The 15,413-nt window shown below is 33.9% G+C and carries 13 protein-coding genes and 3 tRNA genes; 4 read left to right on the top strand and 12 right to left on the bottom strand.

Going from position 1 to position 15,413, the window contains the following annotated elements; translation table 11 throughout:
• From DAY19_RS04980 to DAY19_RS04960, 5 genes are all read right to left on the bottom strand, one after another.
• Complete coding sequence (locus DAY19_RS04980) at positions 1–606, bottom strand: hypothetical protein (protein WP_114706066.1); 606 nt, start codon at positions 604–606, stop codon at positions 1–3.
• A gap of 13 nt (positions 607–619) precedes the next feature.
• Positions 620–1,468: an LPP20 family lipoprotein gene (locus DAY19_RS04975; protein WP_114706065.1), complete on the bottom strand. Its 849-nt coding sequence runs from the start codon at positions 1,466–1,468 to the stop codon at positions 620–622.
• The gene (locus DAY19_RS04970) at positions 1,458–2,036 is read right to left on the bottom strand and encodes a hypothetical protein (protein WP_114706064.1); all 579 of its coding nucleotides are present in this window, start codon (positions 2,034–2,036) and stop codon (positions 1,458–1,460) included. Before DAY19_RS04970 ends, DAY19_RS04975 begins: the two co-directional genes overlap by 11 nt.
• 71 nt (positions 2,037–2,107) lie before the next feature.
• Positions 2,108–2,863, bottom strand: a complete 756-nt coding sequence (locus DAY19_RS04965; protein WP_114706063.1) for a tRNA threonylcarbamoyladenosine dehydratase — start codon at positions 2,861–2,863, stop codon at positions 2,108–2,110.
• A 28-nt stretch (positions 2,864–2,891) separates the two neighbouring features.
• Positions 2,892–2,968, bottom strand: a tRNA-Arg gene (locus tag DAY19_RS04960).
• A gap of 134 nt (positions 2,969–3,102) precedes the next feature.
• On the opposite strand from DAY19_RS04960, the gene DAY19_RS04955 reads away from it, so the two are divergent.
• The 3 genes from DAY19_RS04955 to DAY19_RS04945 all read left to right on the top strand — a co-directional run bounded on the left by DAY19_RS04955 (position 3,103) and on the right by DAY19_RS04945 (position 6,904).
• Positions 3,103–3,984 (top strand): phospholipase A, encoded by an 882-nt coding sequence (locus tag DAY19_RS04955; protein WP_114706062.1) that lies wholly within the window; start codon positions 3,103–3,105, stop codon positions 3,982–3,984.
• A gap of 9 nt (positions 3,985–3,993) precedes the next feature.
• Entirely contained in the window at positions 3,994–5,283 is a 1,290-nt protein-coding gene (locus tag DAY19_RS04950) for a MipA/OmpV family protein (protein ID WP_114706061.1), read from the top strand.
• A gap of 127 nt (positions 5,284–5,410) precedes the next feature.
• Positions 5,411–6,904: a bacteriohemerythrin gene (locus DAY19_RS04945; protein ID WP_133296886.1), complete on the top strand. Its 1,494-nt coding sequence runs from the start codon at positions 5,411–5,413 to the stop codon at positions 6,902–6,904.
• A 10-nt stretch (positions 6,905–6,914) separates the two neighbouring features.
• Here the strand turns inward: DAY19_RS04945 and DAY19_RS04940 are convergent, their stop codons facing one another.
• From DAY19_RS04940 to DAY19_RS04915, 6 genes are all read right to left on the bottom strand, one after another.
• Positions 6,915–7,895 carry an alpha/beta fold hydrolase gene (locus DAY19_RS04940; RefSeq protein ID WP_114706059.1) on the bottom strand — a complete coding sequence of 327 codons (981 nt, stop codon included), beginning with the start codon at positions 7,893–7,895 and terminating at the stop codon, positions 6,915–6,917.
• Positions 7,896–7,981: 86 nt separating this feature from the next.
• Positions 7,982–8,644 carry a M24 family metallopeptidase gene (locus DAY19_RS04935; protein ID WP_114706058.1) on the bottom strand — a complete coding sequence of 221 codons (663 nt, stop codon included), beginning with the start codon at positions 8,642–8,644 and terminating at the stop codon, positions 7,982–7,984.
• Positions 8,645–8,689: 45 nt separating this feature from the next.
• Positions 8,690–8,779: transfer RNA gene (locus DAY19_RS04930), tRNA-Ser, on the bottom strand.
• 14 nt (positions 8,780–8,793) lie between these two features.
• Positions 8,794–8,879, bottom strand: a tRNA-Ser gene (locus DAY19_RS04925).
• A gap of 57 nt (positions 8,880–8,936) precedes the next feature.
• Entirely contained in the window at positions 8,937–12,092 is a 3,156-nt protein-coding gene (locus DAY19_RS04920) for a tetratricopeptide repeat protein (protein WP_114706057.1), read from the bottom strand.
• 31 nt (positions 12,093–12,123) lie between these two features.
• Positions 12,124–13,128, bottom strand: coding sequence for a hypothetical protein (locus tag DAY19_RS04915; RefSeq protein ID WP_133296885.1), 1,005 nt, complete (start codon positions 13,126–13,128; stop codon positions 12,124–12,126).
• Between the two features lie 8 nt (positions 13,129–13,136).
• On the opposite strand from DAY19_RS04915, the gene DAY19_RS04910 reads away from it, so the two are divergent.
• Positions 13,137–13,862, top strand: a complete 726-nt coding sequence (locus DAY19_RS04910) for a hypothetical protein (RefSeq protein ID WP_114706055.1) — start codon at positions 13,137–13,139, stop codon at positions 13,860–13,862.
• Positions 13,863–13,932: 70 nt separating this feature from the next.
• Here DAY19_RS04910 and DAY19_RS04905 read toward each other — a convergent pair whose 3' ends face one another.
• Positions 13,933–15,219, bottom strand: coding sequence for a hypothetical protein (locus DAY19_RS04905; protein ID WP_114706054.1), 1,287 nt, complete (start codon positions 15,217–15,219; stop codon positions 13,933–13,935).
• Between the last annotated feature and the right edge of the window lie 194 nt (positions 15,220–15,413).

The raw sequence follows: 15,413 nt of genomic DNA, 5'->3' as shown, positions 1-15,413 counted from the left end.
CTACCAACCTACTTTAGATTGCTCCGAATATTTATTTACACGAGTCCTTGTTCTCATAACCTCAACCCCTCTTGAGATATCTGTCATGCGAAGGTTCACGGTATATTCCTTTAATGTTTTCCCATTTCTCTTACGTGGGTTCATTCTTACATTTCCAAAGATCATGATATCCGCTCCAGCAGCATTACCAATCTTCTTCGCTTCTGCAGGACTTACCATTCCGTCATTTTGATACTGAATTTCCTTTAAAAGAGACTCTCTAGCAGCGGCATCAATCAGAATGAACTCACCTGTTTCACTGATCTGAGTTAGGAACTCGTCTGAAATATCATCAACTGGAAAATATGGCTCAGCCGTTTGGTTACCAAAATCTGCAATAAAAACTTTTGGTCTTCTACCTAGTTTAAGTCGATAATTTTTAAAGCCACGGTGATCATTCATTTTCTTTAAGATATCTTCAACAGCATTTTCTGTATCACGAGTTACCCATGCATCTGTAATCTCAAGAGACTTCTCATCAGATTCATCTCCAGATACTCTCTGTGCCTGAAACCCTCCACATGAAAACAGTGAAAGCATAAGCGTTATTAGAAGTAAGTTCTTCATATATCCTCCATTATTAAATTTTAAGTTCTAAAAATACATCTGGTAAATCGTCAGATAACTCTTTTTGTAAATCTAGTATTATATCCTGCTCTGTACGACCCGTTTGTGTATATCTCTTGGTTATATTTATCTTTCCATAAATGAAGTTAACTTCCAAAGTTCTTTTTACGAAACCTTCAACATTTAGATATTCGTTCTTTAGCGCAATTGCGATGTTTAGTTTCTTCTCAATGTCATTATTATCGTAAACATTTGCCTTATTAAGTTCACTTATCAACATTTTATCAATTGATTCAAACTTAGGCTGTGAATAAATAGCGATATTAATTTCTTTTTTCGCTCTCTTCTTATATTGAACAACATTAGATTTATACTTGTCTGACAATACAGCTAAGTAAACATCAAGCTTTTTAATAATATTATTATTTGCATTGATTTTTAATATCGATAGATTATGACCTTGTTTATAGATACTTTCGTTCTCGGCCTTAAGATTAGTGATGTCACTTTTAAGTTTTTGACGAAAACGACTTTTATTCAATCCAAGTAGAACACAATGATAATCTTCTTCATCAACAAAACTTTCAATTGTTTCTACACCGAAGAGAGTTTCACTTACTTCTTCACTGACATAATCAGAGTACTGAGATTCATCCAACTTTCCATCAGAAGACTCAATTGAGAGAAACTTTGCCTTAACCTTTACTTGAAAGTTTTTTGCGATTTCAACTCGAGCATCTTCCACTGCCTCCGCCTCACTTAAACTGCAAGCTTTTGCACACAAAAAGTCAGCTGGACATGATTTCACTTGAGCGAAACCAGAAAAGGCAAAAAATAAGAGAATGAATACTTTAGTCTTCAAACTTCTCTCTCAACTCTTCTTTCTTATCTGATGGCGCTAAGACTATTGCACTTTCCTGTGCTGCTTTTTTAGCGCGGTCTAAAGTCTCCTCTTTTATTCCCACAACTGAGAAACAAGCATAGTATGGTGAACCAGTTAATTCCTCACCTGATTTTTTCTGACGCTTTTCCCAATATTGCTCTTTTACACGTACTCCAGAAACTTTGGTGCGAACAGTTTGTGTAAGCTTCTCATAAAAAGTTTTAACTTCTTCTGAGTCATTATCTAGACTTGTTACTTCAGTATAGTCATTTGATATTTCTTGAGAGACTTCAGCTGCGATAACTGCTGTAGACCTTGCGGTAGCTGATTTAATACAAAGTCTTCTATTTCTATTTTCAGATTGAGATAAGAAATAATGATAACCACTATCTCCTTCATATTTTTTAATATCTTCTAACCATACTGGTTCAACTTTTTGTGAAGCATTTATGACTTTATAATCTAATTCAAATTCACGCTCTTTAGGGCCAGATGAACACGAAGTAATTGTTAGTAATAATGCCAAAAGACAAGCGAGCCTGATCATAGATATCTCCATTTTTTGATTGTTTAAAGTCAACTAATTTTACTTTACGACGAGATTAAATCAATGAAAAATTACTTTAAAAGCTCTTTGATAGCTAAATGAGAAAGCAAGAAACCTACTGTTCCTGTCATATAAGTGGCCGTTCCTAGTCCACCATTGCAATCTAACTTTAAAGCCTTAGATGTTTGCTCAAGATCGCACTTTTTAATCTTCTTTGATGGCTCAGGCGAGTAAACACACTGAACCTTTGCTTTTGATCTGCCTAGAGGATAGAGATGTTTTTTCTTTAGCTCCTGCCTTACTTTTCGATACAGCATATCTTGCTTAGTTTTTGAGAGCTCAGCAACAGTGATCATTGTAGGATCAACTTTCCCACCGATCGCACCAGAGCTCACCACTTTGACTTCTCGCTTATAGCATTCATTAATAAGAATCGCTTTTTCACGAGGGGCATCAATCGTATCAATTATAATCGAAGGCTTCTCTGCAAAAATCTTTTCCATATTCTTTTCATTAAAGAAGCAATAATGACATGTAACCTTACAGTCTGGATTAATCTTTGCAATTCGTTCGGCCAAAGCGTCGGCCTTCATTTTACCGTAATTTCCTTCAAGGGCATGAAGTTGTCGGTTTGTATTTGAAACACAGATATCATCAAGATCAACGAGAGTGATCTTATTCACACCTAATCGTGCAATGGACTCGACACACCACGTACCAACTCCACCTAGTCCAATGACCATAATGTGAGAGTCTTTAACAATAGAGAATTCTCGCTCCCCTAATAAAGCAGCAATTCCATTAAATCTTTGTTCGTGATTTGACATAGGCTTGTGATTACAAATACTTAAGACATGGCGCACTCGGCAGGAGTCGAACCTGCGACCTTCTGATCCGTAGTCAGACACTCTATCCAGCTGAGCTACGAGTGCGCATGTAGGGGTATTTATAGCCCCTAACGTCGTATATTGTCAATCTAGTATTTCGTCTATGGAAATTATTTGTCAGAGAGGCCCTATTCATTAGACAATACGTTCAACTAAAAACCCTTTAATATACAACGACTATGACTTTTCAAAGAAGCATTTATTGCGCCTTATTACTCAATTTCACGATCTCAATCTTTGCCCAGGACTCACTTGAGAAAACGATACAAAAGAGACAAAAAGAAGATGAGGCCTCTAATAATACCATTTCACTTGTAACTGCCCATCGACCAAATTATGTCCTGCCTGTGACTTATATGCATGATCCTAATGAGTCTTCGATAAACGATGACGACGAATTAAAGAACGAGGAAACAAAGTTTCAATTAAGCTTTAAATTTACTGTATTTTCAAAATTATTTAATTCAAATACAGACTTAAACTTTGCCTATACACAAAAGTCCGTATGGCAACTATTTAACAAGAAAAACTCAGCAGCATTCAGGGATACTAATTACGAACCAGAGATATTTTTATCCATGATGCCATTTGAAGATAATTGGACGATCTTTAGAAATTATTATCACCTTGGTTTTGCACATCAATCTAATGGGAAAGATATCCCACAATCAAGAAGTTGGAATCGAGTCTTCTTCACAACATTCTTTGACTACCGTGAAACACTTTTCATGTTGAAAGTGTGGTATCGAATTCCAGAGGAAAAAAAGACAAGTCCTACAGACTACACTGGTGACGATAATCCAGATATTAATGAGTATATGGGTAATTTTGAATTAACTACGATTCATAAAGTTAATGGTCACACACTTTCTCTAATGTTAAGAAATAATCTTAGAAGCGATAATAAAGGTGCTGTCGAGTTATCTTGGTCATTTCCTCTGCCTGAAACCAGACTTAAAGGATATGTTCAATATTTTGATGGATATGGTGAATCGTTAATTGATTATAATTATAAGATGACACGTATTGGATTAGGTGTCGCATTTACAGATTGGTTATAGGCTTTTTAGATGAAAAATATTCTAATTGTATTTATATGTATACTCTCTTCCCAAGTACTTTCAAAAAGCAAGGAGCCTCATTACTGGGGAATTGGGTTTGGGTATAGAAATGCTAGAATTCCATACACTTCAGATGACAAATATGTCTCAGATATCATTCCTCTATTTTACTATAAAAGAGGAGACTTCGAACTAGATGGATTAAGCGCTAGAGGGAAACTAATAAAACATGAAAAATGGCGCGCCAACCTTTATACAACCTATCGTTTCTTTGATATTCCCAAAGAGTTTCAAAATGAAGTTCGTGGCTCTGCCTTTGATTACGGCCTTGAATTTCAATTTATTCACAACACATTTTGGCAATCGAATGCTCAGATCCTAGTTGATAGCTCTACTAGGCCCTATATAAATTTCGAAACAAAAGCAGGCTTCAGTTGGAAGAGTCTTTTCTTTGAACCATTTGCCTATGCCCAAATTAGAAGTACAGAATTTAATAACCGTTACTATGGCTATAATGGAACTGCTAAGCCTGGCTCTGGTTATGAAGTCGGAGCTGGTGTTGAAACGACAATACATATCCATAGAGACTTTAACCTCCTGGCCCACGCAAAAGTAAGTACTCTTGATAATCACACTGCTAGTACCGATGCTATAAGCAGCCAAGTCAACACTGAAACATTTCTTGGAATCGCTTTTCTTTCAGATAGACTACATAAGAGTAATGCAATTGAATTTCCAAAAAGAAAAAAGCTTAAAAGCAAAGAGTTCATTAGGGCCGCATACACCAAAGCAACACCTTCAAACTTAAGCGACATATTATCATTTCATACTGCCACTGATGAATACAACAATGACATGGTATCACTAGCTTACGGGATCCCTCTTTCAGACACATTTATGGGTGGGGATATTCCAGTATACTTACTCCCAAATTATGTAAGACATCTAAAGAGTGAAGTACAAGGTTATAGTAATGAATACGTGATCGCTGTGAAAATATTCATTCCATTTAATTGGCCAACAAAATGGCGACTTGGATTAGCAGAAGGTATTTCATACGTTGATGAAATTACCTATATTGAAGAAATTGATATAGCTGGAAAGGGATACCGTGATAGCAAGTTTATGAACTACCTCGACTTCTCTATCGACTTCAATCTTGAAAAGTTTGGCCTCAAGCATTCTTGGGCCGGGTTATTGATTCACCATCGCTCTTCAATCTTCGAATCTTCATCTGTATTTGGAAGAATTAAAGGCGGCAGCAATTATCTTGGGCTATATATTCAACAAGAACTATAGAACAGTCGAAAATTTTCAATATTTTTCATCGAAGTTGTTGAAATTAAACAATAATTCTTAGCGAAAAGTGACGAAGGTCATTAAATTTTTTCTAACAAAAAACTGATTCTTGCCCGATATTGTTAATATGAAAACTAACAATATTATCGCCACTACATTTACCTTATCACTAACTATTACTTGTTTAATTGGTTACTTAACTAATTCAGGTGTCATTGCATCACTACCATTTGTGCTCGCAACAATACCAACATTGGTCATGTTCTATATTATGCAAAAAAAGCATCGGGATTCACTTACCGAATTAATGGGGAAACTTGATTATCTTCAAAGAAACATCATTGGGACAAACTCTCAGTTCTTTGATTCATGTGAGCAGCTTGAAGATAGTACTAATGAACAAGCAAGCGCTGTCGTAGAAACAAGTGCTACCAGTGACGAAATTAGTGCAATGATCACAAGAACAACTGAATCAATTTCATCATTTGAAAGCAATATTAAAGAGATTAACCAGCTTATTGGAAATAGTGATAAGTCCCTTGAAAGGCTTGAAGAAAATATTGAAGCCAGCCTAGACACAAGTCGTGATATTAATGCGTCACTAAGTGACATAGCAACAAATTTAAATGGTTTTCTACATACTTTTAGCGAAGTCGAAAGTAAGGCACAACTTATCAACGACATTGTTTTCCAGACTAAGCTCTTATCATTTAACGCTTCAGTAGAGGCGGCCAGAGCAGGAGAGCATGGAAAAGGATTCTCTGTTGTAGCCGAGGAGATTGGAAAGCTTGCAACAACAAGTGGTGATAGTGCGGATGCGATTAACTACACTCTTTCTGAAGCACAAACAAAACTAAATACACTTATTGAAAAGATCGAAGAAAGCAGTAAATCACTTGGAACAAGATTAGATGAAACGGCCAATTCTTGCGATCATACTCTTTTAGAGTTTAAAAATAGCTTCAATCAAACAAATGAAGAAACTTTAAAAATGAATCAGCAGATCGAAGAAATTACAGTCGCTGCTAGAGAGCAAGAAAATGGTGTTATTGAACTAAGAGATGCTATTCACTTAATCAATAACTCAACTCAAAGAAGTACACTTGTCGTTTCGCAAACACTGAAACTAGCAAGTACTATTAATGATTACCTAAAAGATTTAAGACACTCAATTCATAAAACTAAGACTGAAAAGCATATTGTAACTTCATCAGCAATCGAAGAGATTCCTTGGGATAAAAAATATGCAATTGGTATACCGAAGGTAGATAGCGAGCACGAGGAATTATTAAAAAGAATCAATACTCTTATCCGTGCGATGAACACTCAACAAGGTATCGCTAAAGCTTTTGAGGATTTAAAAGGATACGTAGTATTTCACTTTGATGAAGAAGAAGAATATATGCGTTCAATAAACTATCCATCTTATGAATCTCATAAGAGAGTACACGAGAAGCTTCTTTCAAATGTTGCAAAGTTTGAAGCGCAGCTCAAGACTGGACAAGTTGAAAAAGATAAGCTTGCAAGCTTCCTTAAAAACTGGCTATTCACACATATTATGGGAATTGATACGAAGTATGCAGATCATGCTAGGCAACAAGGTGTTAAACTCGTTGCCTAACTAAGAGAAATTAAAACTCTCTAAAGAACACTTTAGAGAAACGATTATAGTCTTCAAACTGAGGCATATGCCCTAAGCCTTTTAGCTCAATGAGCTTAAGCTTAGGGTTTTCTTTTTTTATTTCTCGACCTAAATTTTGATACTGTCCTAACTTTCTCTTAACACCTTTTCTTTTCCAACCTCGTCCAGGACCTGTTCGATCGCGAGTACCTAATATTAAAACCGTCTTGGCTTTAATTTTAGGAAATTTAACAACGATATTATCTTCAAATATAGGTCCATAAGTTAAGGCCGCATTCCAAGCAACAACTTCATAATCTGGTCCATTTAACTGACCTTTAAATGGAGTTAATAATGCTTCATATGAATTTGACCAAGCTCCATCATAATAATTTTTTCGCTGATAGGCGCGGGCCTTATCGACTGTTTTATTCATTTCACTTTTAAAGAAAAATTCAGGGTCTTTATATTCGACATAATCAAGATATGCTTCTAAGCCAATTGGATTTACGAGTACAACCTTTCTAATGTCTCGATACATGGCCCCCATATTCACAGCAAGCATTCCCCCCATTGAATGACCAACAACGATATACTTACGCACTCCTAGTGATTTTATTAATCCATGAGTATTCTTTGCTAGCTGAGGAAAACTATAATGATAGTTGTCTGGTTTCGAGCTTTTTCCAAATCCTATTTGATCTGGAATAATAACTCGATAACCTTTTTTCACAAGATCATTTGCAATTCTCTCCCAATAAAATCCTGCAAAGTTTTTGCCGTGAAGTAGGACAGCAACTTTTGACTTTGACTTACCAATATCCATATATCTCATTTTTAACTTTTGCGTTTGAGTTGAGAATTCATATGTTTTAACTGGAAATGGATATTTAAATTGAGATAATTCTGCATCAAATGAGAGTTCGTTCTTAGATGAAGAAGCACAAGAAGATACAAAAATTAATATGATTAGAAGATTGAATATTTTCATGTTCTGTCCTTTTGTTATTTTAAAATTTTAAAAGGAAACATGTATTTGTGTAAAGCTGGCCTACACAAATATGACGAAACAGTTGTTTAAATTAGATCTTCAAAGAAGGCACCGTATTCATTCTCAGGATGGCGAATATGAATTTCTAAAATCCAAAGATTCTTCTTTGGCTTTATATCACTTGAACCAAGGCTTCCACGGAAATAGACAGCATGTGGAAAGTCCGCTAAACGATGACCACTCATTTTTAAGTTAAGTTCATAACCTAAATCTCTAGCGTATGATTGCGCAAACTCATATAACTCAACTCCAGTAAGGCCCTCATCGCGACATTTATTGGCAGTAGTATGAAAAACATCTTCACTAGCTTTTTTAATTTTCAAATATTCTGGATTATTAGATGTTACGAAGGTTTCACCGTAATCACCTTCGTGGCCATCAAAGACGGGACCGATATCAATAAAGAAGAGATCATCTTCTTTTAGAGTTACACCTTCATCAGACTTCTCTCGAAAAGACTTTACTGTGTTCTTTCCAATACGAAATTTCGTTGGATGCCATTTCTTCTCTACACCCTTCCTGGCCAAAACTTCATCTATTAGCTTTTGACCATCATCTTCTGTCATACCGACACAAACCAAAGCAGAGACTTCTTTAACGGCCTCAATCGTTAGCTTTCTTGCATTTAAATATTTATCAATATCAAATGAACAACCAACATCTTGAATGGTTTTAGATTGATCTTTCATATAATTGTTTTTGATTGTTTATTAGAAATGGAAAAGATTTAAAAATGGCGGAGAAGGCGAGATTTGAACTCGCGGTACCCGTAAGGGTACGACACCTTAGCAAGGTGCTGGATTCGGCCACTCTCCCACTTCTCCACATAGAAAAAAAGTGGCGGAGGACACAGGATTCGAACCTGCGGAGCTCGCGCTCAACGGTTTTCAAAACCGCCGCTTTCGACCACTCAGCCAATCCTCCGCAAAATACAAATTTTGCATTCGTGAGATATATTATTAAGATTCTTGCATACATTTGTCAACGCTTTAATTGATTTATTAAGCTCATAATATTTCTACGATCAAGCGCGTTAGGACTTAATGTTAAATAACGATTAAATTTATCGATAGCAAGATTAGGTTGTCCAAGCTCTTTATATAGGAAACCCATCATCTTATTCAAGTCTGCATCAGTCGGATTTAAGCGGTATGCGCGCTGAAAGAACTGCAGAGAAGGCACAAACTCACGTGTTTGAAATGTAAGCTTCCCCATTGAAAATATCGCATCAAAATAGCGTTTATTAATCTGAATAGCTTTAGAAAGATTTGCCTTGGCCTCTTGAACTTTTTTGGCCCTTAAATAAATTTCGCCTAGAATATAGTACCCATATTCAGAGTTTGGATGCATTTCTATCTCTTTCTTAGCAAATGCCTCGGCCTGCTTATAATTATTTTGCTCAAAGAATATTTTTGATCGGTAGTAATTAATACGAGGATAAGTAGGAAGTCTCTTTTCTAAGATATTGATATGCTTAGTTGCATTCGCATATTGCTTTAAATGAATATAAGTAATGATAAGTTTTTCACGTATTAATAAATTTCCTGGCTCATACACAAGTAACTTTAAAGCATTTTCAACCAAGTCATTATAATCTCTTTCTATTTCAGAAACCTCGACTAGGTATGCATATAGTGCACCATCTTTTTTATTAAGACGATCAAGAACTTCTTTCATTTCTTTAAATGCTTCAAAGTCCTGATCACGGTAATAATAAACTGCAATCTGACCATATAACTTAGGGTTATCTCTATGCTCGAGAAGCTCCTGTCTTAAGTAACCAATGGCAGTTCTTACACCATCTGTTTCATATAAAACCTTACTATTAAGAATTTTATAATCAATATTTGAAGGGTTTAAACTCATGGCCTCATTTAAGAATAATTTTGTTTGTTTAAACTTTTTATTCTTAAATGCAATCTTTGCCATTTCAAAGAATGCTTCATCACTTAACGGGTTAATTTGAGAAGCTGCTTTAAATTTATCAAATGCCATTTTATCATTAGCAATTAGGTTATAATAATGAGCAAGTAGCATTTGAAATTCAAATGTTTCTCTAAATTCCTCACTAGTTGAAAGTGCAGATAATAATCTCTTGGCCTCATCTTTCTTATAAGACTTCAGATTTGCCATAATTAGAGCATAATTGATTCTAGGATTAACAGGGTGAAGTGCTCTTAGCTTTGTAAGTGTCTTTATAGCAAAATCAAAGTATCCACGCTTAACTTGTAACTCAGCTAAATATAATTTTGCATCTATACTTGTTTCATCTAAAGATACTGCTCTTAGGGCCAATTCAAATGCTCGATCCCAATTTAGAAGCATAGCTTCATCTTTAGACTGTCTAATCAGAACTTTAATCTTACTTGTTGAAATAACCTTTTGTGTTAGATCACTTCCGGCAACGTCTAAAGTAGCGAGGGTGTCTCTAAGAGATTCATCATCATAAATTTTTAATGATTGTTGAAAAAGCTTCGTTGCTCCCTGGATATCCTTATCATATGCTTTTACAAATCCCATAAACTTGAGACCTTGTGCAAAATTATAAGGAGATCCCCCACCATATTTTGCTGTTAAAATAGCACCAACTTTCTTTAAGGTATCCATTTTTTCAAGCTCTAAGAGAAGCTCTCCATATACTATTAAGAATCGATAATTATTTTTAAACTTATTTTCATGTTTTTGAATAAGCTTAAGAGCATCGGTACTATTTTCATTAAGTAGTAAGTAATTAACCATTGCATCGATTGACTCTACTGTTTTCACCTTAGCGCCACTTAGTTTTTCGTAAACGATTTTTGCTTTGTCTAACTCCCCTGCTTTTAATAGGTAATTTAGATATATTGAAAATAGTTTTACAGAGGGTTTATTAGACTTTAAGTAATTATATCTCTCGATTGTAAAGATTGCTGTTTCATACTTTTTAAAAAAGGCATAAAACTGTGCTGCACCTATTACAACATCAATATCATTTAATAATTTACTTTCCTCAATACGCAAAAGCTTAGAAATAACTTGCCCAGCTTTCTTTGTTTTTTGAGTGTCTATCAACAAATCACTATAAACATGAATAAGTTTTCCTGATGCTGGGTTCTTGTTAAACTTGTAACGTAGAGACTCATAGAACTTTTGGGCCGCAGCTACGCGTGAGATATAATCATCTTTTTGAAATAGTTTAAGCCCCGCAATATAGCTTTCTTGGGCCTTCTTTGGAGCTGCTACCTCTGTTGCGACAGGAAAGACAATCTTTGGAACAACAACTGTCTCGATATCTTTCTTCTCATCAGGCATTAAAAAAATGAGGGTAACAACTAAGAAAAGGGCCATCGTAAGATTTCTTCTCTTATTACTGGCTTCTTTCTTTGTCTTTTTAGACTCAAGCTTAGGCTGCTCTTTTGGCTTCCCCTTCTTTTTAAGGTTTCTCTCTTCTTGTTTAATCTTTAATTCTAAGTCACTGTAATCTTCAGTCTTAGTTGGCAATTGCTCTTTTTTAAGCTCTTCTAGATTGAACATAGCTGTAGCTGCATCATCCTCGACAACCTCTTCTGGCTCCTCTACAACCTCTTCAGCTTTCTCTTTTTTCTCATCTTCTTCATCATCAGATTCATCAAGTACATCTTGAAGATTATTAACAACAACTGTTTTTTCTATTTCATCACTTTCTTTCTCTGGTGACTTAAAAGCTGGCATTTTAACAACTACTGTTTTCTCAACACCTGCATTTTGTGCTTCAATTTCTTCCTGTTCTTTCTTGGCCTTAAACTTCTCTTCGATTTCATCGTAGTTAATATCGAGCTTCTTATCCTTAGAGAACTTGAATTCATTGAACTCTGTTTTATCTTCACCAATTAATGTGTGATGCTTTTGCTCACTATCAGTTTGCGCATATCTAACCTCTTCTTGAGGTTCATCTTTGTCAGTATTCTCACTTAATTTTAAAGGTTCATCTGAATTTATTTTTTCAAAGAGATTTGAAAGCTCTGGAATTGCACCCACCGGTGCCCAGTCTCCTGTAGGAAACTTCTGAAAAAGGCAGTTTTGATCGATAGCATCTTTTTCGCCTAATTCAACTAGTTCAGAGAATATAAAAGGGCCCAAAACCTTGTTCGACTTGGTTTTGACACGAAACTTAATCATATGACTATTATCTTAAGTAATTGAAATTAAATCAAACAATCGCTTTGCGTGGACTATTTTGCACAATACCAAATAGGTTTTGACGATAAGCGAGTGTAACAATCAAGAATATCACTGAAAGTAGCTGTAAATTCGTTAAGTAAGTATTGTGTAAGTATGCGACATAGCCAATTAAAAATAAATAAAGGACATGGACAATACTCAATAACTTGGCAACGATCTCTGACTGCTTTGACTTATAAGAAAAAACAAGAAGATAAACTATTAAAAATAGTTGATAAAAACTATCAATTCCAAATACTGGTAATAAGATAATTGCACTGGCCATACAAATCGACATCAATTGAATGGCCTGGTATTTCTCATCAATTTTAATAAATGAAAATGCTACTTGTAGAAAGAGAAATAATAGATAGAAATAAGGACTTAATTCTATATTTAAAGCTATAAATCGATTTAAAACAGATAAGCAGAAAATATACTGGAGAATAGAAAGAAAAGGTGAATCCTTCTCTTTTGGAACCAATAAAAGAGTAGAAACCACTAAAAGTATTTCATAAAAGAGACTTCCAAGTTCTCCACCTTGAAACTCTTTAACAAAGAAATAAACTACAGCAATTATAATCCACGATAGGTTATAAAATAAGCTATGCTCACTTTTCTTATCAGTATCAAAAAAACAAAACATCCCAAGTAAAAGAACGATATCTGTTACACCCGTGAAGTTCCATATATTAAAAAGAGAAAACCATAATAATGTAATGGCCTTAAATAATACTCGCGAATTTCCACGACTATTTAAAAAGAATAGTGAAAATGAAACTGAACATATAGCAAAATAACTTCTATCGACAGAAGAAAAGATGAAATCTCTAAATAGAAAGTAAAATGATGATAAGAATACGAAAGCTAATACAGATGTTCTCTGTTTAGAATTAATTGAAGTAACCTTAATAAGGAAGTTATTTAAGAAATATATAACTGGATAAAGCAGAAGAAGAAAATAGAAGTTAGACTGCATGATTAACCTCCACATTATTCTTATTGTATTCAACAAACACAGTAAGTACCACAATTAGTGGTATTAACAAGGATTGCGCTGATAAAAATGACATTGAAATTATAATTGTAGCAATTGTTACATTAGAAGTTATTATCTTCTCTTCTTTTGAACGATATTTATCAAATAATATAGAAATACCTAGTAAGCTATATGATGTTAATATCACCGATAACGTTACATCTCCCGATAGAATAATTAAGGCCAAGGCCATAACATTGATAGAGTTTCTAACCTTTCCTCTTATATATAAGAAAAGAAGTAAAAGAACACAAAATGGAATCAAGAATACATGCACTGAGCTAATCGTTGAATTAATATCCAACAAGACAAAATATTGGAATAGAAATAAATTTAATAATGATATCTTTTTTGTAAATGAAAGTATTAAGAAAGCAGATACAACAAAAGTTAGATTACTAATAACAATGTCATTCTTAAAAATTAAAAGAGCTAATAAATTCAAAATTGCAAATAATAAGAATTTTACATTTTCAATTTTTAAAATTGCAAAAAATGCACCTGTAAAAATAACAAAAGGCAAAATAGTTGCTGAAGAGAATGCAAACACTGAAAGAGGCAGACTAATAACTCTATCTAAAAAACTTTCTTCTCGTATAAGTACTGCGGCTATTAATGTTCCAACAATTGTTGGAAGTCCAAACTTAAAAGACATACTAAAATACGGAAACGGCGTTTCCACAGTATAGCCATTTAAGAAAAATGAAATAAGAATTGAGCCAATTAAAACAGCTAAATATATAATAAGATTCTTATACTTCATCCTGCCACCTGCACAATTAAAACTAAGAAATAAATGGCCGTAACAATTAAACTAATCGTTCTTACTGTCTTATATGGTACTGAAATATGTGACAGTATACTCTTTCCTTTAACTACTTGATCATTTTGAGCAAGAAATCTTCTCTCATTATAAAAAATATTATTCATATAAATGAGTCGTTTTTTATTAGATAAATGTAATTGTGTCGAAATAGGCTCAATCATTGCTCTAAACTTATAACAAATCACGATAAACGTAATACCTATCACTAAGTAAGATGAAATTGCATGTAGATAGAATTGGTCATTAATAGAAAACGCCTTACTTGAAAGTAGGAACAAAAGAGAGCCAAAAACGCTAAAGAAAACAAGTGAATAAAAGCTTTCATACCATTTGCCACTCATCTCAAATGAGGTCAATTCATCGCTACCTAAAATATAAACAAAGAAAGTAAGTATAATTGACAGAGCAATAAAGAATGGATTTTGAGTTGAAAATGACATTGCTAGAATTCCAATCAACCCAAGATGAGATAAAGCATTAACTAGAACATACTTATCAAAAACCGCAATTTCCCTAGCAGAAATCTTTATACATGTTTGAAAAGATCTAATCATATAATAAAAAACGATAAGACCCATTAATTGAGATTCAGAATTTAAGAAAACACTCACGATTGCAGTTAATACAAATATGATCTTAAAAATATTTTCTTTATTTAATAAGCTCAAAAAGATTAAAAAAGAGAGTCCAATTAAGAATTGGTTTAAGTTTTGTGTTACATACTGAATATCACTAGTGAGTAGGTAAGAAAGAATCACTCCATCTGTAATCGCAAAGTCCTTATTATCAGTGTCTAAAAAAGATAATAATAAATAAACAGAGAATAAGTATTTAAAAGCCAAAGTTTTATCAACGAGCGTAATAAATGCGATAATCGCAAGTTTAAGAATATTAAGCGACTGTTTCTTATAGCTACCTAAATTCAGATATACACAAGAAGCAAAAGCTATAATCTTTATATTAATATCAATTGGAAAGAGTAAGATTCCAAATGGCAAAATTTCGTAAACATTTCGTTTTTTTTCATCAATAACTAAAAAAGATAAAATGAACGGGAAAATAGAATTAAGGTAATTTATCTCCATACCAGAAAAATATACGACAACAATCGAAAGTATAGGTATCAAGGAAATAAATGAGCGTCCCCAGTTATTAATCTTTGATGAGAAGTGAACCGCCAATAGAGTAAGTAAGAATAAAGAGACATTAAAATAAATCAATTTGCCCCCTGTCTTACACGAAATTCCTTAAACAGAGAATTTATTAGAAGAAAGATTGGGGCTACATAAATAAAAAGCATAACACCATCGCTTAAAGATATAGACTCCTGAACTCTAAGGTCGATTAGTAAAAGAAAGATTGCAATATTTGAAAACAAAGAAAAAAGCTTCTTTGTAAATCTCTGTGTAAATAA

Source organism: Halobacteriovorax vibrionivorans, from assembly GCF_003346865.1.
In the GTDB taxonomy this organism is placed as follows: domain Bacteria; phylum Bdellovibrionota; class Bacteriovoracia; order Bacteriovoracales; family Bacteriovoracaceae; genus Halobacteriovorax_A; species Halobacteriovorax_A vibrionivorans.
The sequence above is the reverse complement of the archived record's forward strand: the minus strand, read 5'-3'. Positions and strand labels throughout refer to the sequence as shown.